This is a genomic window from Mesorhizobium sp. CA13 (genome assembly GCF_020165235.1).
In the GTDB taxonomy this organism is placed as follows: Bacteria; Pseudomonadota; Alphaproteobacteria; order Rhizobiales; family Rhizobiaceae; genus Mesorhizobium.
This window is the reverse complement of the sequence record NZ_JAIUHS010000002.1, coordinates 374,380-396,676: the sequence shown is the minus strand read 5'-3', so window position 1 is coordinate 396,676 and position 22,297 is coordinate 374,380. Positions and strand designations below refer to the sequence as shown.

The following is a 22,297-nucleotide window of genomic DNA, read 5'->3' as shown; positions in this document are numbered from 1 at the left end:
CCGAACTCCTCAGATGCCCATGCGGCTGACTTCGAGATAGGCCGAAACGACCTTGTCGCGGATGGCGACGGCGGTCTGCAGCGCCTGCTGGGCGCTCATGACGGCATCGACGACCTGGCGGGTGTCGGCGTCGCCTTTGAGCGCCTGGACCGAGACCTGCTCGGCGTTCTGCAACATGTTGACGGTCTTTGTGGCCGCCTGGCTCAGCGCCTCGGCGAAGGAGGAGCCGAGGTTGCCTGCGGTCGCGGGCGCAACGCCGCCCTGAAGCAGCTCAGTCGCCGTATCGCCAAGTCCAGGCTTCAGGTTGAGCGCGCCGATGCCGTTCACGATCATTGGTTCCTCATCAGGTCGATGGTCATTGAAATGAGATCGCGCGCCTGCTTCACGACTTGCAGGTTAGCCTCGTAGGAGCGGTTGGCCTCGGTCATGTCGGCCATTTCGATCAGCACGTTGACGTTGGGCATCTTGACGTAGCCCTTGTCGTCGGCGGCCTCGTTGCCGGGCTGGAATTCCACGGGAAAATCGCTGGGATCGCGGTCGATCGAGTTCACTTCGACCGTTGAGCTGCCAGTGGTCCGGTCGAGCTCGGAGACGAAGCTGATGGTTTTGCGGCGATAGGGGTCGGAGCCGGGGGTGGTGCCGGTCGACTGGGCATTGGCGAGGTTTTCGGAAACCACGCGCAGCCGCTCCGACTGGGCGCCGAGGCCGGAGGCTGCTACCTTGAGGGCTGCTGTGAGTGCGTCCATGGTCAGCTCTTCACCGCCATCATCATCATCGAATGGAATGCCTTGACGATTGCCGTGTTGAGCTCGAAGGAGCGGCGCACCTCACCGGCCTTGAGAAGCTGGTCCTCGAGCACGACGGTGTTCTTGGACGGCATGACGACGCCGTCGTCTTCCTGTGGCTTGATCGCGAAACCGGCATTGGTCGCGGCGCTGCCGAGGTGTCCGGCCTGTGTCGTCTGCAACGACACCGCCGCGCGATCGAGCACCTTCTCGAACGGCTCGACATCGTTTGCCGTATAGCCCGGCGTGTTGGCGTTGGCGATGTTGCCGGCGACCGCCGACTGACGCACGGCCAGCCATTGCGCTTGCTTGGCGGCTAGATCGAAAAGAGAAACGGGCTCCATGGGAATCTCCGGGCGTGTGCCCAAAGACTAGGCCGCCAGTCTTGCGCGGACCTTGCGAGCGGACGCAACCGGCAAGCGCGGCGAACTTACCTGGAAAGCTCGATCACCTGGTTGGCGCTGGTGACCATCACCCATTTGCCGTTGCGTTGCTCGATCGACGACACTTTGTTGGAATCCGGCAGGACCGAGCCACGCTGGACCATCCACAGCCCGGTGTCGTCCTCGATCATGGCGCGGCCATTGGCGACGTGGACCATGCGGAATTTGGTGACGTCGGCCGGAAAGGGCTGGTCATCTGGCGCCGGGGCGGCGCTGGGATCATCCTGCACGGTTCCGGTGGCAAGCAGGTCGATATCGGCATTCGGAACGTCCCTGGCCGTCAGCGGCGCGCTGCGCTCGGCAACCACGCCGCCGCCCTCGCGTCCGGAATTGGTGCCGGTGCCGCCGAACTTGATTGCCTGGACGCCGAACTGTTCCTGATTGAAGAAGATATACCAAGGAAACAGCGCGCAGATCAGGCCGAGCGTGATGCCGAGCGCTGCGATGACGAAATCGCTGCGCCGGTCGGCCTTCTTGCCCAGCCTGGGAAACGCGGTCTTGGGTGGCTGCGGCCATTGCGGCGCCGCGAAGAGCCCGTCGATGGCCGAGTTGCGGCTGGCTTCGATCTCTTCTTCGGCTTTCGCCTCCGCGATCATTTCGCGCAGGATACGCTCGGTATGCTGGAGCTCAGTCCCCTGGTTCGGCATTCTGCTTTCCCTTGAGATGGCGGGCGAGATCGGAGAACGGATCAGCGGACGGGCGGTCCTTCGGCGATTGCATCAGCGCCTCGTAGATCACGGGTACCTGGCGCACCGCCATATCGAGTTCGGCGTCGGCGCCGCCCTGGTAGGCGCCGAGCAGGCGGATGTCGCGCGTGTCCTCGAAGCGGGAGATCATCGACTTCAACCGCGTCACCAGCGCGCGCTGCTCGACGCTCCAGGCCTTGCCAGCCAGGCGTGATATGGACGACAGCGGATTGACCGGCGGATAGCGGCCCTGTTCGGCGATCGCGCGGTCGAGCACGACATGGCCGTCAAGGATGCCGCGCACGGAATCAGCCACCGGATCGTTGTGGTCGTCGCCGTCGACCAGCACGGAAATGATCGCGGTGATCGATCCTTTCCCTTCCACTCCCGGCCCGGCGCGTTCGAGCAGCTTCGGCAGCTCGGTGAAAACCGAAGCGGGATAGCCGCGCGCGATCGGCGGCTCACCCGTTCCCGTCGCTACTTCGCGCAGGGCGTGGGCAAAGCGGGTGATCGAATCCAGCACCAGAAGCACGCGGTGGCCCTGGTCGCGAAAATCTTCGGCGACGCGCATCGCGGTGTCCGGCGCGCGCCGGCGCATCATGGCGCTCTCGTCGCTGGTGGCGACGACGGCTACGGTCTTGGCCATGCTGTCGCCGATCGTGTCTTCAAGGAATTCGCGGACCTCGCGGCCTCGTTCGCCGATCAGCGCCACGACGACGGTGTCGAAAGCGTCTGCGCCGGCGAGCATGGCCAGCAGCGTCGACTTGCCGACACCGGAACCGGCAAAGACGCCCATGCGCTGGCCGAAACAGAGCGGCGTGAAAATGTCGATGACCTTGACCCCGGTCATGAAGGCGGTGCCGACGCGCTGGCGCGCCATGGCGCCGGGCGTGGCGGCCCCGGACATGCCGTCGCCCCTGATCAATGGCGGGCCACCGTCGATCGCCCGGGTGAGCGCGTCGATCGTGCGGCCGCGCCACGAGGCATGCGGCGCCACGGCGAGCGGACCGCGACGGAAAACGGCGTCGCCTATGCCGGCATCGGCACTGCGTTCGAAGGGGGCCACGACAATCTCGTCGCGGCTGATCTTGACGATCTCGCCGCGGCGCGTGCCGGCATGGCCGCGCTGTTCGACAAGGTCGCCCAGCCTGGCGAAATCCGAAAGGCCGCGCACTTTGTAATGCGTCGATGTGACTTCGGTGACGAGGCCGCCGCGTTTGAGCAGTCCTTCGGCATCGCTGAAGCGCCGCCATATCCGCTCCAGCGCGGCAAGCCGGTCTTCCGGCGTTGGCTGGGGCAGTCTTTCGGGTGCGCGCAGGGTTGGCTGGTCGAGCGACATGCTACTTCGAGCCGAGCGTCTTGATCGCCTCGTCGGTGGAGGAATCAGTCTGCCGCATCAGGGCGGCGGTGTTCTCGAAAGCGCGCTGGACCATGATCAGCCGCGTCATCTCCAGCACCGGATTAACGTTGGATTCCTCGACAAAGCCCTGGGCGACGCCGATATCGGCGCGATCGGTCACCGGCTCGGGCGTGCGCGCCGGCACTATGCCGGAATTGCCGTAGCGCACGAAATTTTCGCCCGGATCGAAATTGTACAGGCCAATGGAGCCTACCAGCTGATCGTTCTGGCGCAACGAGCCGTCGGCACCGGCCTTGGGGGGGCCGTTGCGGGGGTCGAGCTGGATCGGCGCGCCGCCGGCGTCGAGGACGGGATGTCCCTCGACCGACATCAGCTCGCCATTCTCGTTCATCGAGAAGCGGCCGTCGCGGGTCATGACGGTGCCGACCGGCGTCTCGATGGCGAACCAGGCGTCGCCCTGTATGGCGAAATCGAACGGATTGCCGGTCTCGGTCAGAGGGCCATGGGCGCCGGAAAGGTAGGTCTTGCCCGAGGAGGCGAAGGACACGGATTTCGGCCCGCTGCCGGACACCACGTCCTCGAACTTCACGCCGGTGGCGCGAAAGCCGACGGTCGAGGCATTGGCGACATTGTCGGCGATCGTGTCGAGCCGGCGCTCGAGCGCGATCTGCGAGGAAAGGGCGACGTAGAGACTGTCCCGCATGATCAGAACTTCAACTTCTGCATGGCCATCATCAGGTCGGTGGAGATCCCCGCCGTGACCGGCTTGGCGAAGAGCACGCTGATCGACGACACGGCTGACGAGGTTGGGTGGTTGATCTCGTACATGGAGGTGAAGCGGGTCAGGAACTTGCCGAGCTTTTCGGGGTCGGAGAAATCAGAAATGTCGAGCTTCTGCTCGAACAGCTGCGCCTGCTTGTCGACGTCGGCGGTGGCGAAGGAATCGGGCAGGCCGAGCACGGTGCGCACCACGCTGGCAAGAGCGGTGTCGGCGAGCACATCGTACCAGCTGGTGATATCAGGCGCCTTGCGCTGGAAATAGAGCGCCAGCCGTACGCCCTCGTTGGTCTTGCCGGCATCCTCTTCCAGCGTCTGGCGCATATACCTGTCGACGGTCGGCTGCTGCGCCGGATTGATTGTGGTGGCGTTCTCGCCGAACTGCTCGAAGTTTAAAGCCGAGGCCAGTGCCGCATATGCCGGGTCCGTCTGCTTGTTGGCGACGCTGTTGGGATCGCGCACACCACCCTGCAGGACCTGTTTGACCAGGTCTTTGTCCTCCGTTGCCGAATCGAGACCGAACGCAGCCAGCGCATAGGTGTAGAGCCGGTTGTTCGACATCAGGTCGTCGACGGACTTCACCTTGGTGATGTTGGCGAGGTAGTAAGTCGTCTCGGCCTTCACATAGTCGGAATTCGGATCGAGGCCGGCGATCTGCGCCTGCGTGGCATAGTTTTTCGTCACCAGTTGCTGCGCCTTGTTGTAGATCGTCGCATCGGCGCCGTTGGCTGCGAAGTTGAAGGCGCTGACGAATTCGGCATAGCGCTTGTCGGTCAGCTTGTTGGCGAAACTGTTGGGGTCGGAAACGCCTTCCTTGAGCGCCTTGACCATGAACGCCTTGGCGTAAGCCATGTCCTCCAGGCCATAGGCCTTCATGGCATATTTGAACAAACGGTCATTGTTGACGAAATCGTCGATCGATTTCACCTTGGTGATGTTGTCCAGATAATATTTGGTGTCGCGATCGACCGTCGGCTGCTTTTCGATGCGGTCGATCGACTTGTCGATGTCCCTGGTGATCAACTGGTAGCTGGTATAGGTACTGAGCAAGGACGCGCCTCCGGCCGAAGCTATGCCAGCACAATAAACCCACTTCCTTGCGCGAAACTGAATCGCGCCGATCGGCTCGATACCGCTCCGATTCAAGCCTCACACAAGGCACGGGGACTATCCCTTGCAGCTGACTTAAAATGCGGAAGGACCTCTCGTGGGCATCCTGATTGGACTGGTGGTGACGCTCGGCTGCGTCCTTGGCGGCTTCATGGCCATGGGCGGGCATCTGCATGTGCTGATGCAGCCCTGGGAAGCGGTGGTCATCTGCGGCGCCGCACTCGGCACCTTCCTCGTCGCCAATCCGATGAAAACGGTCAAGGACACCGGCAGGGGCATCCTCGAAGCCTTCAAGCAGGCCGTGCCGAAGGAGCAGGATTATCTGGAAACGCTCGGCGTGCTGCACAGCCTGATGCGTGAACTGCGTTCGAAGTCGCGCAGCGAGGTCGAGGCGCATATCGACAATCCCGAAGAATCGGCGATCTTCCAGGCATTCCCCACCGTGCTGAAGAACCACGACCTGACGCATTTCATCTGCGACTATTGCCGCATCATCATCATCGGCAACGCCCGTTCGCACGAGATCGAGGCGCTGATGGATGAGGAAATCCAGACCATCAAGTCCGACAAGATGAAAGCCTACCACGCGCTGGTGGCGGTCGGCGACGGCCTGCCGGCGCTCGGCATCGTCGCCGCCGTGCTCGGCGTGGTCAAGGCGATGGGCGCGCTCGACCAGTCGCCGGAAATCCTTGGCGGCCTGATCGGCGCGGCGCTTGTCGGCACCTTCCTCGGCATCTTCCTGTCTTACGCGGTGGTCGGGCCCGTCGCCACCAAGATCAAGACGGTGCGCGAGAAGAAGAACCGCCTCTACATCATCGTCAAGCAGACGTTGCTCGCCTACATGAACGGCGCCCTGCCGCAGGTGGCGATCGAGTTCGGCCGCAAGACCATATCGTCCTATGAGCGGCCGACCATCGACGCCGTCGAGCAGAGCACGATGAACACCGGCTCTGCCGAGAAAAGGGCCGCCTGAGCGATGCGCGACAGATCGGTGCCGACATTGTCATGACCAGTCCCGGCAGTCCCTCACAAGCGCGCTCGCTGATCATCGAGCGCCTGGTCGGCGACAGCGGCGAGGCCGCCCAGGTCATCGGCACCGGCCGGGGCATGGCAGAGCGCGCTGCGCCGCTGCTGCAGAAGAGCCTGACCAGTGAGCTTGGAGTTCCGGTCACCGTCGATCTCAGGGGCGTCGAGGTCAGCCGCGTCGCGGAGGCCCGCTCCCGTGCCGGCGATACGTTTGCCATGACCATCGTTGCGTCAGCCACGTCCTCCGATGCCATGACCCTGGTGATCGATGCGCCGGCGATCGCGGTCACGCTTTGCACGCTGTTCGGCGGCGACCCGGAGATGCCGGCATCTCCGATAGAGCGTGATCTGTCGCAGATCGAGGTCGATGTTTCGACCATGGTGTTCCAGCAGGTCGCGCAGGCACTGAACGGATCGGGACGACGATCGCTCGACCTGCGCCTGCCAGTGCCGCGGGCGATGTCAGGCACCGAAGCCAAACGGCACGTGTTGCGCGATGGCGCTGCAATCCGCATCGTCTTCGGCATCTCGACGCCGGCCGACAGCGGCACCGTGACGGTGACGATGCCGCAGCGTGTCGTGCTGGCCAGCCGGGACAGCGCTGCCGCCGGCGGCGAGAACGATCAGGGCGCCAACTGGCGCGCGCGCTTTTCGGAAGAAGTGATGCGCTCCACGGTGGCGCTCGAGGCGACCATGCCGCTGGCCCGACTGACGCTCGGCGATCTTGCCGATTTCGAAATTGGCCAGATCATCGAATTCGAGGAAACGGCGCAGTCGCAAGCGCGTCTCGGCGCGCGCGGCCAGACGCTGTTCGTATGCGAGTTTGGCAAGCTGGGACAGAATTACACCGTCCGGATCAAGCATCCCTATGATGCCGGACAGGATTTTATCGACGGGCTCATGCCGGCTGGTGCCGGGCACGCCTGAGCTTTTGGAGACGATGCATGGCCAAGACCAAGGCAGAAGCCGAAATCGACCAGCCGGACGAGCAGCTCGACCGCGCCATCGAGGAATTGCGCGGGGTTCTGCATGAAGAGGAACAGCGCCCCGATATCGCGTTCAAAGCCGCGTCCGCGGCCAATTCAAGCGTCATCATGAACATCCCAGTCGACGTCCAGATCATTCTCGGCAGCACCGAGATGCCGGTGTCTGATCTAATGGCGCTGCAGAAGGGCTCCACGGTCGCACTCAATCGCCGCATCGGCGAACCGGTCGACGTGGTGGTCAACGGCCGCAGAATAGCGCGCGGCGAGATTACCGTGCTCGAAAGCGACCCGTCGCGCTTCGGCATCAGGCTGACCGAAATCATCGCCGGCACGAAGGGCGCGTGAAGATGCATCGCGGGTCTTGCGGGCGGCAGCGGGAGCGAAAGGCATGACAACGTCCCTTTCCCTGACGCGTCCGCAGAAGGCGGCCGCCATACTGGTGGCGATGGGCAAGCCGTCGGCCAGCCGCCTCTTGAAATTCTTCAAGCAGGAGGAATTGAAGGCGCTGATCGAGGGCGCCCGGCTGCTCAGGACCATTCCGCAAGGCGATCTCGAGCGCATCGTCGCCGAGTTCGAAGCGGAGTTCACCGAAGGCGCGGGACTGCTCGATTCCGCCGACAGGATGGACACCATCCTCAACGAATCGCTCTCGCCCGAGGAGATGAGCGCGATCATGGGCGACAAGAAATTCGAGGTTGCGCCGGAAGGTCCGCCGCCGATCTGGCCCGAGCTCGAGAAGCTCGAGCCGGTGCGGCTCGGTACTTTCCTGGCCGGTGAACATCCGCAGACTGCGGCCATGGTGCTGTCGAAGCTGGCGCCGCAGGCGGCGGCGAGCGTGCTGTTGACGTTGAGCAAGCCGACGCGCGGCGAGATCATCAAGCGCATGGTGACGATGGCCAATGTTCCCGACGCCGCCAGCAGGATCGTCGAAAACCGGCTGCGCACCAGCGTGCTGGCGGAAACCGCGACCAAGGATACATCGGCCGGACAGGCGCGCGTCGCCAGCGTTCTCAACGAATTGGACAAGCCGCTGCTCGAGGAGGTCATGCAGGATCTGGAGGCCGCCGGCACGCCCGATCTCGACGGCGTCCGGGCTCGGCTGTTCTCCTTCGACGATTTGCCGCTGCTTACCCAGAAAGCGCGCGTGCTTCTATTCGACGGCCTGTCGACCGAACTGGTCACGCTGGCGCTGCGCGGCACTTCGGCGATCCTTGCCGAAGCCGCGCTGTCGGCGATCGGCGCGCGCTCGCGGCGCATGATCGAAGCCGAACTCGGAGAAGGATCCGAAGGGGTTCCCCTCGCCGACATCATGGCGGCGCGCAAGACGATCGTGACGACGACAATCCGGCTGGCGCGCGAAGGCGCGTTCGAACTTCCCGCGACCCAGAACGCCGCCGCCTAAGGCCGGATCATGGCAGAGGCGGTCGACAAGGATTCCAAAACCGAAGAAGCGACGGAAAAGAAGATCCGCGACACCATCGAACAGGGCAAGCTGCCCCATTCGAGGGAGACCGCGCTCCTGGCCTCCTTCGTCGCCATACTGGTGTTCACCGTCTTCTACGCCAAGGATGCCATTGTCGATCTCGGCATGTTCCTGTCGATGTTCCTGGAGAAGCCGGAAGCATGGCCGATGGACACCGAGACCGACGTCATCGCGCTCTACAAGATCGTCATGCTGGAGGTGGGCCGTGCCATCCTCAGCCTGCTGGTGCTCCTGACCATCGCCGGCGTCGGCGCCTCGGTGTTCCAGAACATGCCGCAATTCGTCGGCGAACGCATCAGGCCGCAGCTGTCGCGCATCTCGATCGTCAAGGGCTGGAACAGGCTGTTCGGAGTGCAGGGCTGGGTCGAGTTCCTGAAGGCGCTCGGCAAGGTCGGCTTCGCCATCGTCGTGCTCGCCTTCACCCTGTCCGAGGATCACCGCAAGCTGCTCGCCGGCATGATCACCAATCCCGTCGCCTTCGGCCTCGTCATCCGCGGCATTGCGGTCGACATATTGGTGGCGATCGTCTTCGTCATGGGCCTGATCGCGGCGATCGACATTGTCTGGTCGCGCTTCCACTGGAAGCAGGACCTGCGCATGAGCAAGCAGGAGGTCAAGGACGAGTTCAAGCAGTCCGAGGGCGACCCGATCGTGAAGTCGCGGCTGCGCTCGCTGGCGCGCGACCGCGCTCGCAAGCGGATGATGACGGCGGTGCCGCGCGCGACGCTGATCATCGCCAACCCGACGCATTTCTCGATCGCGCTGAAATATGTGCGCGACGAGGATTCGGCACCGCTGGTGCTGGCCAAGGGGCAGGATCTGGTGGCGCTCAAGATCCGCGAAATCGCGCGCGAGCACAACATCCCGATCTTCGAGGACGTGGCGCTCGCCCGCTCCATGTACAAGCAAGTTTCGGTCGATAGTGTGATCCCGTCGCAATTCTACCAGGCCGTCGCCGAACTGGTGCGGATCGTCTACTCGAAAAAGGCTGGGCGCAGACAGATTTCATGAACCGCCAACCGCACGCCAACTCCCGCGAGATCATCGTCGCCAGCGCCATCGAGCAAGTCGTGGCGGAGCTCAGGCTGATCGATGTCGCCGATTATATCGCCTTCATCCGGCTGGAGCATTTCGCCTGCCTGTCGGATCTGGTCGATTCGGCGGCGGAGCTGTTCTTCAAGCCGGGCACGCTGAGGCTCGGCCATGGCGGCGAAGCGCATGTCGACTGGAGCGGCAGCCCGCGCATCGTGCTTGATCTCGAGCTTCGGCCGCCGGGTGTCACCGTCTATTTCCAGCTGACGCTGAGCGAAAAAGGCGCCTCGGTCGCGGTCAACTACGTGTCGTTCGAAAAGCCCGGCGAGGACCCCGAGCACAACACCGCCCTGCTCGAGGCGGTGGTCGAACAGGCGCGGATCCGCAAGGTCGAGCCGCTGGCGTTCTAACTATTCGATCAGGCCGAGCCGCAGCGCCTTGGCGACCGCCTGGTTGCGGTTGACGGCATTGAGCTTCTGGGTCGACTGGGTGAGATACTGGTTGGCGGTATGCACTGACAGTTTCAGGAGCCGCGCGATCTCCTCGCTGGTGTTGCCGTTGGCGGTCAGTTTCAGGCATTCGAGTTCGCGCTTGGAGATCGCGCGCGTCTTGCCGACATCGCCCGGACGCATGCGGGCGACGGCGGCGAACAGCGAAAAGCAACGGGCGTGGATTTCATAGAGCGCGTCCTGCGGCAGGGCGATCTCCGAGCCCAGGAAGACGACGAGGCCGCACTGGCCGCGGTCGGCGTGGACGGGAAAGGCGATGCCGCTGCTGCCGGGCGCCAGCGGCGCCATCTGCTCGGTCCAGGCAAGGCCGCCGAACATCTCGCTCATGGTCGCCACACCGTCATCCGTCCACCAGCGTGGTTCGGTCGAGATCCTGCTATGGCGCACGATCTCCTCGCCATTGGCGCCCGAGATGAACTTGGTCGCCACCGATATGCCGGGATAGTCGGAATCGAAGCACGGCACCAGCCGCGCCCGCTCGAGCGACGGGCTGACGAAGAACAGGCCGAAGGCGGAGGCATTGATGTCGACGGCGATCCAGCGGCAGCGCCGGACAGCATCGGGAATGGTCACGGCGTGATGCGTTTCGGAGCCGAGCGAGAAGGCGCCGAACGGACTGCGCTGGTCGTTGAAAAGGGCCTCGGCGGCCTGCTTGACGTCGGCCTGTTTCAAATGATGCCGCTCCTGATCGCCGTGGCGATGGCCATCGCGCGGTTGCTGGCCGCGAATTTCTGAATGGCGTGGGTGATGTAGCTGTTGACGGTGTTGGAGGACACGCCAAGGATGACGGCAACCTCGTCCGTGGTCTTGCCTTCCGAGACCCAGAACAGGCATTCGCGCTCGCGGTCCGACAGCGGATCCTGCATGGCGGCGGCGGCGATCAGTTGCGGAATATGCGAGAGCGCGTAGCAGCACTTCAACTGCGCCTTCATCAGTGCCTGCTGATCGATCCGGCCGGCGGCTGCCGCCGAGAACAGCGCGAACAGGCGTTGGCGGCCGACATTCAGCCTGAGCGAATAGATCTCGGCATGGCCGAGCACGTCGAGCAGACGTGCCTCTTCGCCGGAGACCAGCCCCTCGGCCTGTGGTGCCTGCGCCGACACCAGCGGCCTTGGACGCATGCCCGGCGCAACGGTGAGCGCGCCCTGGGCGAGGCCAGCGATCAGCCGCTTGCCGATCAGTTCGATGGCGTCGAAAATCCAGTTGGACGAGACGATGCGCGCGTCATTGCGGTCCTGATCGTGGACGATGGCGACCAGCATATAGCTGTCGGCACCGATCTCGGCGGTCAACTCCATGAAAAAGCTGGTGAGATCGCCGCGCGACGTCAGGCGCGAGCCCAATGTGTCGGATTGAAGAAGCGCGGCGGGACTGCTCATTTGCTGTTTTTGGCCGGAATCGATGCTGATGTCCGGATGCTGGAGAGCCAGCCGCCGAACCTGAAAACGCGTTACATTTACGAGACACACACAAGCGCGGGGTCGCGCCCGATCAGACGGAATCCATTCAGGGAACGCGAAGCCGTCCGCGTCTGGCGCCAGAAATTCCGGCACTTGAGACTTTGGGTGGTCGCCGCGCCCCCCGAGGACCGGCTGATTCGGGTCTAATCTACCCGTAGATGAATCTGACATCAAACGCGATTTGACAAAATCGAATCGAGTCGACTCAAGTCGCGACTCAGGCGCCGATTTTCGCGCGTTTCGGTGCGTGAAAATGTTCGAGCCGTGCAAGCCGGCCATCTCGGCCGGGGCTGTTTCGGTCGCGCCTGCCAAGGGCCGGAAGATGTCGCTGGAGGATGCCAAAGAGCGGCTGACGCCGCCCTTTTTCGTGGTTTTCCTGAGAGCTGCCGCGCTTCGGGCAGCCTGTTCTACCGGTCCTCGAAGCCGGTCAGCACGCCGACGGCGTTGATGCCGATTTCCTCGACGGCGTAGCCGCCTTCCATGACGAACAGCGTCGGCAGGCCGAGCCTGGCGATGCGGCGGCCGATCTTGGGATAGTCCGACGACTTCAGCTTGAACTGGCTGATCGGATCCTTCTCGAACGTGTCGACGCCGAGCGAGACGATGACGATGTCTGGCGCGTAGGCGGCGAGCCTGGTGCAGGCGTCTTCCAGCGAGGCGCTCCACGCGTCCCAGCCGGTGCCGAACGGCATCGGGTAATTGATGTTGAAACCTTCGCCCGCGCCCGCGCCGCGCTCGTCGGCATGGCCGAGGAAGAACGGATATTCGACCATCGGGTCGCCGTGCAGGTTGAGGACCTGCACGTCGGCACGGTCGTAGAAGATCTCCTGTGTGCCGTTGCCGTGATGATAGTCGACATCGAGGATCGAGACGCGGCTGGCTCCCTGGTCGCGGAACCATTGCGCGGCAACGGCCGCGTTGTTGATGTAGCAATAGCCGCCCATGAAGCCGGCCCCGGCATGGTGGCCCGGCGGACGGCAGAGCGCGAAGGCCGACCTTTCGCCGGCCTTGACCAGGCCGGCTGCCGTCAGCGCGACATCGTAGGACGATTTGATCGCGGCCCATGTGCCTTCGACGAAGGTGGCGCCGCCGTCGAAGGAATAATAGCCGAGCAGGGCATCGATGCGCTTGGGCGGCACGTCGCCGCGCAGGCCGCGCGTCGGCCAGGTGAAGGGCATGGCTGTGCCTGTGTGGCCCTCGGCGATCCATTGCGGCCAGACCGTCGGCAGGAAATCGACGTAGTCGGCCCTATGGATGCGCTTGGCGGCGGCAAGATCATGCTCGGCCGGCGCGATGATCGGCCCGAGATTCTCGCTCTCGACCCGCGCCTTGATGAATTCGGCTCGCGAGGGCTTTTCGAACCCCGGCACGATCGCCGATGTGACCAGTTCCATCTGGCCGGCATGGCCGGCATGAAGCGGCGAATAGACAGTCTTCATGAAATTCCTCTCGAATGGGAAATCAGTCAAGGTTGAGATAAGGGGTGACCAGAGCGAGCCACATGCTTTCGACATCGTCCTCGATGAGGTCGTATGTCCGGCGATCCTTTTTCAGGCCGACAAGACGGCAAGCGTGCCCGACCTCCATCATCAGCAGGCCGAGCCGGCTGGCGACCTTGTCTTCGAGAGCCGGGTTCACATGCCGCAGCCATGCCGCGTAGAGGGCGACGATCTGGTCGTCATACTCGTTCTGGATCGGTCTCAGGTCGGCGTTACCTGAAATCGCCTCGATCACAGGCATCAGGCTGGCATTGTCGAGATAAAGCCTGGAAGTGTCCGTGAAGAGCTTGCGGACCTCCCGCCGAAACTCCTCGCGGTTGGTGGGCGGGTCGACCCTGATGCGTCTCGCGATCACTTCGGGAAAGGATGACAACCAGCGCCGGGCGAGGTCCAGGAGAATGGCTTCCTTGTTGGGAAAGTATTGATAGACCGAACCGACCGACAAGCCCGCGCGCTGCGCTATGGCGAGCGTCGTCGGCGTCCTGGTTCCTTGTTCGCGTGTCAAGGTCAGCGCCGCGTCGAGGATCCGGTCCACCACCTTGCTCGACCGTTGTTGTCGCGGCTGCTTGCGCGGTTCGAGCGCTATCCTGGTTTTGCGATCAAGACTGCGCTTCACGGCTTGATGTCCTCGTTCCCGCCCGGTCCCAACATCGGGGCGGGGTTGTCCACAATACATTGCAAATTCCGCATGTTGACAAACGCGAATGATTAGTCGCATTCTTTTATCCACGCTGCCTTGGGGATAACAAGGGGAATTTCCAAGACAGCGCTGCGACATCATTTTTTTCCCAGTGCCGCTCCCGCGGAGCGGCGGTCGTGGGCACAGGGGTGTCGGTCTCAGCCAGTCAAAGGCGCGGAGTCGCGATGTCTGTAACGGGTGCGGGTCACAAGGCGGATCTGATCGTCATCAACGGTCGTGTGTTGACCATGGACGATGACAATCCGGCCACCGACGCCGTTGCCGTCAAGAACGGCGCCATCTTCGCCCTCGGCAGCTGTGCCTCCATCGAAGAGTTCAAGGGCCCGGCCACCAGGGTCATCGACGCCAGGGGCGGTTCGGTGCTCCCGGGTTTCATCGAAGCCCACATGCATCTGTTTTCAGGCGCGGCCGAGCTTGCCCATCTCCAATTGTCGGGCGTCCACGGTTTTGAGGCGCTGCAAAGGGCGATCCGCGACTACGCATCGACGCACCCCGATGCCAAGATGCTGGTGGGACAGGGCGTCGACTACACCGTGCTCGATGACGAGCGAGTGACGCGCCATCATCTCGATGCGATCCTGCCGGACCGGCCCTTCGTCATGGCCGCGCCCGATCACCATACGATGTGGGCCAACACCAGGGCGCTGGACATGGCAGGCATCCTGAGTGGGCGCACGCTTGGCCCGGGCAACGAGATCGTCATGGGTGACGACGGCCTGGCCAATGGCGAACTGCGCGAGGGCGAGGCTTTCGGCCCGGTGCTCGATCTTGCCGGGGAGGGCCGGGTGCGGCTCGGGCTGGCGACAGGCGGCGAGCCAGACCCGATGCCGTCAGCGGAAGAACGCGCCGCCGACCGCGACATCATGCGGCGCGGGCTCGCCTGGTGCGCGCGCCACGGCATCACCTCGATCCAGAACATGGACGGCAATCTTTACCAGCTCGAACTGCTGGCCGAGATCGAGACCGAGGAGGGGCTACCCTGCCGTGTGCAGATACCCTTCCACTACAAGAATTTCATGACGCTCGACATGCTCGACAAGGCGTCCGCGATGGCTGAACGCTACAACAGCGAATGGCTGTCGTCAGGCATGGTCAAGGTGTTCTACGACGGCGTGCTCGATTCCTGGACGGCTGTCATGATCGAGCCCTACGCCGATCGTCCCGACTGGGTGGGCGAACCCCTGTTCACGCCTCGGCAATTCATCGATCTCGCCGTCGCCGTCGACAGGCGTGGGCTGCAGATCGCGGTGCACTCGATCGGCGACGGCGCTGTGCGCGCCGTGCTCGACGGCTACGAGGCGGCGCAAAAGGCCAATGGCAAGCGCGATAGCCGGCATCGTGTCGAACATATCGAGGTCATCGCCGCATCTGATGTGCCGCGTTTCGCCGAACTCGGCGTCATCGCCTCCATGCAGCCGCCGCATCCGCCCGGCGCCATGGATTTTCCGCTGGAGCCGACCGTGTCGCGCATCGGACCGGCCCGGTGGCCGCTGAGCTACGCCTGGCGCACCTTGAAGAGCGCCGGCGCGCATGTCGTGTTCGCGTCGGACTGGCCGGTGTCGCCGATCGATCCGATCCTGGGCATCCAGGCGGCAGTGATGCGCAAACCATGGGCATCAAGCGATCCGGACCAGAGCTTCTCGCTGCGTGAATCGCTTGCCGCCTACACGGTCGAGGGCGCCTATGCCGAATTCGCCGAGCACCGCAAGGGCACGCTGAAGCCGGGCTATATGGCCGATCTGGTGGTTTTGTCGGCCGACATCGAAAAGACGGCGCCGACTGACCTGCACAAGGTGCGCCCGATAACAACGATCTGCGGCGGCAAAGTCACCTACCAAGCCTGACATGGCATGCGGCTTGCCTGCTGAAATGGCGGACTGAAATGACAGACTGAAATGACAGACTGAAATGACAGACTGAACTGTGATTCAATGCCGGACTTGCCAACCCACCGGCCGTGTGGTCACATCCAACAGGGGAAAAGCTCCGCCAGCAAGAGCGGGGTCAACAGTGAGGCGTAATCGTGCCGGACAAACCGGATCGGAATGCGATTGAAGTAGTAAACGTCAGCAAAATTTTCGGATCGGGTGAGGGCCAGGTCGCTGCTCTCGACACAGTCTCGGTATCCATCCGCGAGAACGAATTCTTCACACTGCTGGGACCATCCGGCTGCGGCAAGACCACCTTGCTGCGGCTGATCGCCGGCTTCGACTTCCCAACCGCCGGCGAAATCCTGCTTTACGGCCAGGACATCGCGCCATTGCCGCCCTTCAAGCGGCCGGTCAACACCGTCTTCCAGTCCTATGCGCTGTTCCCGCACATGACGGTGGCAGATAATATCGGCTTCGGCCTGGAGATGCTGGGCAAGCCCAAGGCGCAGATCAAGGCGCGCGTTGCGGAGATGCTGAAGCTGGTCAAGATGGAGGCGCTGGCGGGCCGGCGCACCGGCCAGATTTCCGGCGGCCAGCAGCAGCGCGTGGCGCTGGCCCGGGCGCTCGCGCCGCAGCCGAAGGTGCTGCTGCTCGACGAGCCGCTCTCGGCGCTCGACTACAAGCTGCGCAAGGAGATGCAGATCGAGTTGAAACGGCTGCAGCACGAGACCGGCATCACCTTCATCTTCGTCACTCATGACCAGGAAGAGGCGCTGACGATGTCGGACCGCATCGCGGTGATGTCGTTGGGCAAGATCCTGCAAGTCGGCTCGCCCTGGGACATCTACGACAAGCCTGCCGAACGCTTCGTCGCCGATTTCATCGGCGAGACCAACTTTCTCACCGCGGCCATATCGGGCACCGGCAACGGCAAGGCGCGCGCGACGCTCAAATCCGGCACGACCATCGAGGCGACCGTCGCCGAAGGCTTCCAACCGAAGGACAATGCCACCGTGGTGGTGAGGCCGGAGCATGCCAAGCTGACCAAGAGCAAGGGCGACCTGTCGGGCACGGTCGACAACATCGTCTATTTCGGCACCGACACGCATATCCATGTCCAGCTCGACAGCGGCGAAGCCTTCACCGTGCGCCAGCAGAACACGCGCAGCGCAGGCTGCGGTTTCGAGCGCGGAGACAAGGTCGGCATCCTGATCGGCAACGACGCCGCGCAAGTGCTGAGGGACTGATGGCCACCGCCGAAGAAGTCGCCAAGGCAGCGGAGCGGCGCGACGTCCGCGACCGCTGGCTGCTGTCAGCGCCGGCCTTGCTGGTCATTTTTCTCGCCGCGACCGGCCCGTTGCTGATCGTGCTCGTCTATTCGTTCCTGACGCCCGGCGCCTATGGCGACGTGAAGTGGCAATTTTCGCCGGAAGCCTGGGTGTCGGTGTTCATGGAACGCGATATTTTCGACGACACGCTGTCGCTCGCGGCCGCCCACGTCACCATCTTCCTGCGCTCGATCAAGCTCGCGGTGGTGACGACGCTGGCGACTTTGGCGCTCGGCTTCCCGACCGCCTATTTCATGGCGACGCGCAGCGAAAAGACCAGGGATCTCTGGCTGTTCCTGATCACCATTCCATTCTGGACCAACCTCCTGATCCGCACCTTCGCGGTGCTGCAGATCATCCGCAACGAAGGCATCGTCAACACCATCCTTCTGAAGCTCGGCATCATCTCGGCGCCAATCCAGATACTCTACACCGACACGGCGATCCTGATCGGCATGGCCTATGTCTACCTGCCGCTGATGGTGCTGCCGATCTATGCCAGCATGGAAAAACTCGATTTCCGGCTGGTCGAGGCCGGCTACGATCTCTACGCGACACGCTTCAAGGTGCTGCGCAAGATCATTTTTCCGCTGGTCAAACCCGGGGTCATCGCCGGTTCCATCCTGGTCTTCATTCCGGCCCTTGGCGCCTATGTGACGCCGAGCGTGCTTGGCGGCGGCAAGAACATGATGCTGTCCAACCTGATCGAATTGCAGTTCGGACAGGGCCGCAACTGGCCGCTTGGCTCGGCGCTGTCGATCACGGTGATGATCATCGTCATGGTGGCGCTGCTGGCCTATGTGCGCAACGCCGGCAAGTCGGGGGTGCGTCATGGCTAGCAACTTCTCCATCAAGCACCAGCCTGGCTTCACCGCGATCGCGGCAACCTGTTTCGTCGTGCTCTATTTGCCGATCATCGTGCTGGTCGTCTACGCCTTCAACGCCGCGAGCTCGACCTCGGAATGGGGCGGGTTTTCGCTCAAATGGTTCCAGTCGGCCTGGCAGAACACGCAGGTAATCGATGCGACGCTGCGTTCCTTCCAGATCGCCGCCATAGCGGCGGCCCTTGCCACCATCTTTGCCACGATGGCCGCGCTCGCCACCACGCGCACTCCGCCCTATCCCGGGCTGACATTCAAATACGCAGCCATCAACCAGCCGCTGATGGTGCCCGAAATCGTCACCGGCGTTGCGCTGCTGATCTTCTTCTCGCGCATCAAGATCTTCACCGGCTATTCCGGCCTTGGCTACCTGATCGCCGCGCATACGGCGTTCTGCATCCCGTTTGCCTACCTGCCGATCCGGGCGCGGCTGGAGAATATGGACCTGACGCTGGAACGCGCCGCCGCCGACCTCTATGCGACGCCGTGGAAGACCTTCCGCCGCATCACCCTGCCGCTTTTGTGGCCCGGCATCCTCGCCGGCCTGATGCTGGCTTTCGTCATCTCGCTCGATGACGTCGTCATCACCGAATTCGTCAAGTCGGGCGGCCAGGACACGCTGCCCACCTACATGCTCGGCCAGATCCGCCGCGGCATCACGCCCGAGATCAACGCGATATCGACCGCCTTCCTGCTGCTTTCGGTCGCGATCGTCACGTTGTTTTTCTTTGTCAGCAGGAAACGAGACTGAAACCGATAATGGGAGCTAAAACGATGAACAGGAAGACAACAGCGTCCGCCATGGGGTTGGCGTTGCTCGCTTCGACGGGCCTTGCCCGCGCCGACGGCGTGCTCAACATCTACAATTGGGGCAACTACACCAGCCCCGACGTGATCAAGAAGTTCGAAGCCAAATACAACGTCAAGGTGACCATCACCGACTACGATTCCAACGACACCGCGCTTGCCAAGGTGCGCCAGGGCGGAACCGGTTTCGACATTGCTGTGCCTTCGCAGACCTATGTACCGATCTGGATCAAGGAAGGCCTCGTCCAGGAAACCGATCCGGGCAAGATGGAGAATTTCAAGAACGTGGCGCCGGAATGGGCCAATCCCGACTTCGATCCGGGCCGCAAATACACGGTTCCGTGGGCCTGGGGCACGATCGGCGTCGTCGTCAACACCGACGCCTACAAGGGCCCGGCCAACACGTGGGGCATCATCTTCAACACCCCGGACGAGCTGAAGGGCAAGGTCAACGTCGTTCCGGAGATGGGCGACGTAATGTTCGCCGCGATCAAATATGTCGGGGGCCAGCAGTGCACCGACGACAAGGCGGTCCTGAAGAAGGTGCGCGACCTCCTGGTGGCGGCGAAGCCGAACTGGATCGCGATGGAATACAACACCATCGAGAAGATGGGCGCCGGCGACTTCAAGGCAACCAGCGACTGGAACGGCTCGGCTTTGCGCCAGCGGCTCGCCAACCCGGCCATTCACTACAATTATCCGAAGGAAGGCTTTGGCCTGTGGAGCGACAACGTCGTCGTCCTGAAAGAGGCCAAGAACGTCGAGAACGCCAAGCTGTTCCAGAACTTCATCATGGATCCGGAAAACGCGGCCGGCCTCTCGGCCTTCCACCGTTACGCCAATGCCATCGCCGGTTCGGACAAGTATATGCCTGCCGACATGAAGGACGCGCCGGAAGTCGTCATTCCGGCCGACGCCAAGCCGCTTGGCGAACTGCAGCAGATGTGCGCACCAGAGACGCAGGAACTTTACACCAAGATCTGGACCGAACTGCAGAAGTAGTCGCTGCATGACGGACCCGGCGGCACATGCTGCCGGGTCTTTTCCGTTTCCGGGAATGGCTTTCATGGACTCCTATCGCAACAGCGATCCGCGGCCGCCGATCATGCAGGGCTCGCCGCCCGCCATGGTGCCACCAAGGCTCGACTGGGACAGGCCGCCCTGGAACCGTTGGGCCTTCCAGCACATCAGGCAAATTCTGCCGACCGTCGAAGTCTGGCGCGGCAGCGGCCATCGTCGCCGCCTCGAACGCGCCGAGGTCGATCTCGACGGTCTGCCGGTCGAGGACAGCACGGGACGGAAGACGACGCTCGCGGGCCTGCTCGACGAGACCTATACGGATGGCTTCCTGGTGCTCAAGGACGGCAAGATCGCCTATGAGCGCTACTTCAACGGCATGGACGAGCGCACGCTGCATCTGTCGCAGTCGATGGCCAAGTCGGTCACCGGCTCGGTGTTCGGCATACTGGCCTGGCGCGGGCTGGTCGATCCGGCAAAGCCGGTTACCGACTACCTGCCGGAGCTGAAGGCAACCGCATGGGCCGGCGCCAACGTCCAGCACGTGCTCGACATGACGAGCGGGGTGCGTTTTTCCGAAGAGTACACCGATCGCTATTCCGATATCGGCCAGGTCGATGTCGCCACCGGCTGGAAGCCGGTGCCGCCAGGCAGCGATCCGGACTTTCGCTGGCCCGCGCACATGTTCGAGCTGATCCTGGGCTTGAAGGACATTGTCCGGCCACATGGGGCGGCATTCGAGTACCGCTCGGTCGAGACCGATGTGCTGGCCTTCATCATGGAGCGCGTCACCGGCAAGCGGCTGGCGCAGTTGGTTTCGGAAGAACTCTGGCAAAAGCTCGGCGCCGATGAAAGCGCCTGCTTCACCGTCGACAGCGCCGGCTACGCGCTGGCCGATGGCGGCTTCAACGCGACGCTGCGCGATTATGCCCGCTTCGGCCAGTTGATCCTCGACGATGGCGGCGGCGTGATACCGGCCGACTGGATCGAGGCGACGCGCAGCGGCAGCCACGGGCCGGGCTTCAGTCCGAGCCTGCCGGAGGGCAGCTATCGCAACCAGTTCTGGATCGAGAATCCGCATTCGCGGGCGCTGATGTGCCGGGGCGTGTTCGGGCAGATGATCCACATCGATTGGAATACTCGGATGGTCGTGGTCAAGCTTTCGAGCTGGCCGGATTTCAGCAATGTTGCCTATTCCATGGCGACGCTGAAGGCCGTGCATGCCATCGCCGCCGCGCTGAGCTGAATTCCCCACAAGGAATGACCCGGAAGGAAATGCCATGACCGGCAAGACCGCGTTCGAGACCCGTTACGGCTTCCGCCGCAACCAGGTGCTGCTCGCCAACTGGCGCGAGAACCCGTTCAACCGATGGTCGTTCCAGAATGTCGGCGAGCTGGTGCCTAGCGCGCGCGTCGCCGCCCTGCGGGTCAACGAGGCGCCGGCGGAGGATTTCGGCGGATTGCTCGACGAAAAGGTTGCGCTGGCGAGCACGCCGGAAACCGTCGCGGCTTTTCTCACCCGCTCGCACACGGACGCGATGACCGTCATGAAAGGCGGCAGGATCGTCGGCGACTGGTTTGCGCCGCAGATGGATTTCGGCGCCCGCCACATCATCTTTTCGATCAGCAAGTCGGTGACGGCGATCGTCGCCGGCATATTGGAAGGCGAGGGCGTGTTCGATCCGGAAGCGCCGGTGACGGCCTACATGCCGGAAGCCGGCGATTCGGCCTATGGCGAGGCTACCGTGCGGCATGTGCTCGATATGAGTGTCAGCCTCGATTTCGAAGAAGCCTATCTCGATCCCGAAAGCGCCTTTGCTCGTTACCGTCGGGCCACCTTGTGGAACCCCGGTGGCGGCACGGAAAGCCTGCGTGAATTCCTCCTGACCTTGCAACGCCTCGCCGAGCCGCACGGCCAGACCTTCCGATACCGGTCGCCCAATTCCGACCTGCTTGGCCTGCTGCTCGAACGGGCGTCCGGCCAGCGCTTCGCCGACCTGATGCGCGAGAAACTGTGGCTGCCGCTGAGTGCTGCCGGCGAAGCTTCGGTGGCGGTCGACATGGAGGGCACGGCGCGCACCGCCGGCGGCATCTCGGTGACGCCGCGCGATCTGGCGCGCGTCGGCGAGATGATGCGGCAAGGAGGCACTGCGAATGGCCGCCGCATCGTGCCCGAGGCTTGGGTGCGCGACACCACGGTAACCGGCGGCAGTGCTGAAGCCTGGCAGCGCGGCGCCATGCTGCCGCTGTTTCCCAAGGGCCGCTACCGCAACAAATGGTACCAGACAGGACATGAGAACGGCGCCTATTGCGGCATCGGGATCCATGGCCAGTGGCTCTATGTCGATCCTCGGACGGAAGTGGTGATCGCCAAGATGTCGTCGCAGCCCGAGCCGGTCGACGATCCGCTCGATCTCGAGATCGTCGCGTTCTTCGAGGCGCTGAGCCGGATGGTCTGAGCGGCCGCAACATTAGTGCGCGCTTTCCTGTGGACCTCTGTCGCCGGTGAAACCGTGAAGGTTGGCGGACCGGATATC

24 protein-coding genes are annotated in these 22,297 nt (G+C 63.3%); 13 read left to right on the top strand and 11 right to left on the bottom strand.

The window, feature by feature from the left end; translation table 11 throughout:
• Positions 1-9: 9 nt before the first annotated feature.
• From LB566_RS07490 to LB566_RS07460, 7 genes are all read right to left on the bottom strand, one after another.
• Positions 10-333 (bottom strand): flagellar hook-basal body complex protein FliE, encoded by a 324-nt coding sequence (locus LB566_RS07490; protein ID WP_224623917.1) that lies wholly within the window; start codon positions 331-333, stop codon positions 10-12.
• Positions 330-746, bottom strand: coding sequence for a flagellar basal body rod protein FlgC (gene flgC / locus LB566_RS07485; RefSeq protein ID WP_140496213.1), 417 nt, complete (start codon positions 744-746; stop codon positions 330-332). Before flgC ends, LB566_RS07490 begins: the two co-directional genes overlap by 4 nt.
• 2 nt (positions 747-748) lie before the next feature.
• On the bottom strand, positions 749-1,129 hold the full coding sequence (gene flgB / locus LB566_RS07480) for a flagellar basal body rod protein FlgB (protein ID WP_140496212.1): 381 nt from the start codon (positions 1,127-1,129) through the stop codon (positions 749-751).
• An 86-nt stretch (positions 1,130-1,215) separates the two neighbouring features.
• On the bottom strand, positions 1,216-1,875 hold the full coding sequence (locus LB566_RS07475; RefSeq protein WP_224623916.1) for a hypothetical protein: 660 nt from the start codon (positions 1,873-1,875) through the stop codon (positions 1,216-1,218).
• Positions 1,856-3,253, bottom strand: a complete 1,398-nt coding sequence (gene fliI / locus LB566_RS07470; protein WP_224623915.1) for a flagellar protein export ATPase FliI — start codon at positions 3,251-3,253, stop codon at positions 1,856-1,858. Before fliI ends, LB566_RS07475 begins: the two co-directional genes overlap by 20 nt.
• A 1-nt stretch (position 3,254) precedes the next feature.
• Entirely contained in the window at positions 3,255-3,977 is a 723-nt protein-coding gene (gene flgF, locus LB566_RS07465) for a flagellar basal-body rod protein FlgF (protein ID WP_224623914.1), read from the bottom strand.
• 2 nt (positions 3,978-3,979) lie between these two features.
• Positions 3,980-5,101, bottom strand: a complete 1,122-nt coding sequence (locus LB566_RS07460; protein WP_224623913.1) for a DUF1217 domain-containing protein — start codon at positions 5,099-5,101, stop codon at positions 3,980-3,982.
• A gap of 157 nt (positions 5,102-5,258) precedes the next feature.
• Between LB566_RS07460 and motA the strand changes: the two genes are divergently transcribed.
• From motA to LB566_RS07430, 6 genes are read left to right on the top strand one after another with little or no spacing between them, the layout of a single operon-like run.
• The gene (gene motA, locus LB566_RS07455; RefSeq protein ID WP_140496207.1) at positions 5,259-6,134 is read left to right on the top strand and encodes a flagellar motor stator protein MotA; all 876 of its coding nucleotides are present in this window, start codon (positions 5,259-5,261) and stop codon (positions 6,132-6,134) included.
• 32 nt (positions 6,135-6,166) lie between these two features.
• On the top strand, positions 6,167-7,114 hold the full coding sequence (locus LB566_RS07450) for a FliM/FliN family flagellar motor switch protein (RefSeq protein WP_224623912.1): 948 nt from the start codon (positions 6,167-6,169) through the stop codon (positions 7,112-7,114).
• A 17-nt stretch (positions 7,115-7,131) separates the two neighbouring features.
• Positions 7,132-7,518 (top strand): flagellar motor switch protein FliN, encoded by a 387-nt coding sequence (gene fliN / locus LB566_RS07445; RefSeq protein WP_140496205.1) that lies wholly within the window; start codon positions 7,132-7,134, stop codon positions 7,516-7,518.
• Between the two features lie 43 nt (positions 7,519-7,561).
• Complete coding sequence (locus LB566_RS07440; RefSeq protein ID WP_263495789.1) at positions 7,562-8,575, top strand: flagellar motor switch protein FliG; 1,014 nt, start codon at positions 7,562-7,564, stop codon at positions 8,573-8,575.
• A 9-nt stretch (positions 8,576-8,584) separates the two neighbouring features.
• Positions 8,585-9,667, top strand: coding sequence for a flagellar biosynthesis protein FlhB (gene flhB, locus LB566_RS07435; RefSeq protein WP_140549680.1), 1,083 nt, complete (start codon positions 8,585-8,587; stop codon positions 9,665-9,667).
• Positions 9,664-10,098, top strand: coding sequence for a hypothetical protein (locus tag LB566_RS07430; RefSeq protein ID WP_140496202.1), 435 nt, complete (start codon positions 9,664-9,666; stop codon positions 10,096-10,098). The genes flhB and LB566_RS07430 overlap by 4 nt, the downstream gene beginning before the upstream one ends.
• On the opposite strand, the gene LB566_RS07425 is transcribed toward LB566_RS07430, so the two are convergent.
• From LB566_RS07425 to LB566_RS07410, 4 genes are all read right to left on the bottom strand, one after another.
• A complete protein-coding gene (locus tag LB566_RS07425; RefSeq protein ID WP_224623910.1) occupies positions 10,099-10,869 on the bottom strand; it encodes a helix-turn-helix transcriptional regulator in 771 nt (256 codons plus the stop codon). It lies immediately after the preceding gene.
• Positions 10,866-11,576 (bottom strand): helix-turn-helix transcriptional regulator, encoded by a 711-nt coding sequence (locus LB566_RS07420; RefSeq protein ID WP_224623909.1) that lies wholly within the window; start codon positions 11,574-11,576, stop codon positions 10,866-10,868. Before LB566_RS07420 ends, LB566_RS07425 begins: the two co-directional genes overlap by 4 nt.
• 488 nt (positions 11,577-12,064) lie before the next feature.
• Positions 12,065-13,096, bottom strand: coding sequence for a histone deacetylase family protein (locus LB566_RS07415; RefSeq protein WP_224623908.1), 1,032 nt, complete (start codon positions 13,094-13,096; stop codon positions 12,065-12,067).
• A gap of 22 nt (positions 13,097-13,118) precedes the next feature.
• A complete protein-coding gene (locus tag LB566_RS07410) occupies positions 13,119-13,772 on the bottom strand; it encodes a TetR/AcrR family transcriptional regulator (RefSeq protein WP_140549684.1) in 654 nt (217 codons plus the stop codon).
• A gap of 248 nt (positions 13,773-14,020) precedes the next feature.
• Here LB566_RS07410 and LB566_RS07405 point away from each other — a divergent pair, with 248 nt between their 5' ends.
• The 7 genes from LB566_RS07405 (at position 14,021) to LB566_RS07375 (ending at position 22,219) form a co-directional block, all read left to right on the top strand.
• Positions 14,021-15,700 (top strand): amidohydrolase, encoded by a 1,680-nt coding sequence (locus LB566_RS07405; protein WP_224623907.1) that lies wholly within the window; start codon positions 14,021-14,023, stop codon positions 15,698-15,700.
• A 179-nt stretch (positions 15,701-15,879) separates the two neighbouring features.
• Complete coding sequence (locus LB566_RS07400; protein WP_224623906.1) at positions 15,880-16,974, top strand: ABC transporter ATP-binding protein; 1,095 nt, start codon at positions 15,880-15,882, stop codon at positions 16,972-16,974.
• Positions 16,974-17,894: an ABC transporter permease gene (locus LB566_RS07395; protein ID WP_224623905.1), complete on the top strand. Its 921-nt coding sequence runs from the start codon at positions 16,974-16,976 to the stop codon at positions 17,892-17,894. The genes LB566_RS07400 and LB566_RS07395 overlap by 1 nt, the downstream gene beginning before the upstream one ends.
• The gene (locus tag LB566_RS07390; protein ID WP_140549688.1) at positions 17,887-18,687 is read left to right on the top strand and encodes an ABC transporter permease; all 801 of its coding nucleotides are present in this window, start codon (positions 17,887-17,889) and stop codon (positions 18,685-18,687) included. The genes LB566_RS07395 and LB566_RS07390 overlap by 8 nt, the downstream gene beginning before the upstream one ends.
• A 23-nt stretch (positions 18,688-18,710) precedes the next feature.
• Positions 18,711-19,745: an extracellular solute-binding protein gene (locus LB566_RS07385; RefSeq protein WP_224623904.1), complete on the top strand. Its 1,035-nt coding sequence runs from the start codon at positions 18,711-18,713 to the stop codon at positions 19,743-19,745.
• A gap of 64 nt (positions 19,746-19,809) precedes the next feature.
• Positions 19,810-21,006, top strand: coding sequence for a serine hydrolase domain-containing protein (locus tag LB566_RS07380; RefSeq protein WP_224623903.1), 1,197 nt, complete (start codon positions 19,810-19,812; stop codon positions 21,004-21,006).
• A 34-nt stretch (positions 21,007-21,040) separates the two neighbouring features.
• Positions 21,041-22,219, top strand: a complete 1,179-nt coding sequence (locus LB566_RS07375) for a serine hydrolase domain-containing protein (protein ID WP_224623902.1) — start codon at positions 21,041-21,043, stop codon at positions 22,217-22,219.
• Positions 22,220-22,297: the final 78 nt, after the last annotated feature.

Coding starts and splice junctions, on each gene's coding strand:
- LB566_RS07490 (WP_224623917.1), bottom strand. CDS start 333: ATGATCGTGAACGGCATCGGCGCGCTCAACCTGAAGCCTGGACTTGGC.
- flgC (WP_140496213.1), bottom strand. CDS start 746: ATGGACGCACTCACAGCAGCCCTCAAGGTAGCAGCCTCCGGCCTCGGC.
- flgB (WP_140496212.1), bottom strand. CDS start 1,129: ATGGAGCCCGTTTCTCTTTTCGATCTAGCCGCCAAGCAAGCGCAATGG.
- LB566_RS07475 (WP_224623916.1), bottom strand. CDS start 1,875: ATGCCGAACCAGGGGACTGAGCTCCAGCATACCGAGCGTATCCTGCGC.
- fliI (WP_224623915.1), bottom strand. CDS start 3,253: ATGTCGCTCGACCAGCCAACCCTGCGCGCACCCGAAAGACTGCCCCAG.
- flgF (WP_224623914.1), bottom strand. CDS start 3,977: ATGCGGGACAGTCTCTACGTCGCCCTTTCCTCGCAGATCGCGCTCGAG.
- LB566_RS07450 (WP_224623912.1), top strand. CDS start 6,167: ATGACCAGTCCCGGCAGTCCCTCACAAGCGCGCTCGCTGATCATCGAG.
- fliN (WP_140496205.1), top strand. CDS start 7,132: ATGGCCAAGACCAAGGCAGAAGCCGAAATCGACCAGCCGGACGAGCAG.
- LB566_RS07440 (WP_263495789.1), top strand. CDS start 7,562: ATGACAACGTCCCTTTCCCTGACGCGTCCGCAGAAGGCGGCCGCCATA.
- flhB (WP_140549680.1), top strand. CDS start 8,585: ATGGCAGAGGCGGTCGACAAGGATTCCAAAACCGAAGAAGCGACGGAA.
- LB566_RS07430 (WP_140496202.1), top strand. CDS start 9,664: ATGAACCGCCAACCGCACGCCAACTCCCGCGAGATCATCGTCGCCAGC.
- LB566_RS07420 (WP_224623909.1), bottom strand. CDS start 11,576: ATGAGCAGTCCCGCCGCGCTTCTTCAATCCGACACATTGGGCTCGCGC.
- LB566_RS07415 (WP_224623908.1), bottom strand. CDS start 13,096: ATGAAGACTGTCTATTCGCCGCTTCATGCCGGCCATGCCGGCCAGATG.
- LB566_RS07405 (WP_224623907.1), top strand. CDS start 14,021: ATGTCTGTAACGGGTGCGGGTCACAAGGCGGATCTGATCGTCATCAAC.
- LB566_RS07395 (WP_224623905.1), top strand. CDS start 16,974: ATGGCCACCGCCGAAGAAGTCGCCAAGGCAGCGGAGCGGCGCGACGTC.
- LB566_RS07390 (WP_140549688.1), top strand. CDS start 17,887: ATGGCTAGCAACTTCTCCATCAAGCACCAGCCTGGCTTCACCGCGATC.
- LB566_RS07385 (WP_224623904.1), top strand. CDS start 18,711: ATGAACAGGAAGACAACAGCGTCCGCCATGGGGTTGGCGTTGCTCGCT.
- LB566_RS07380 (WP_224623903.1), top strand. CDS start 19,810: ATGGACTCCTATCGCAACAGCGATCCGCGGCCGCCGATCATGCAGGGC.
- LB566_RS07375 (WP_224623902.1), top strand. CDS start 21,041: ATGACCGGCAAGACCGCGTTCGAGACCCGTTACGGCTTCCGCCGCAAC.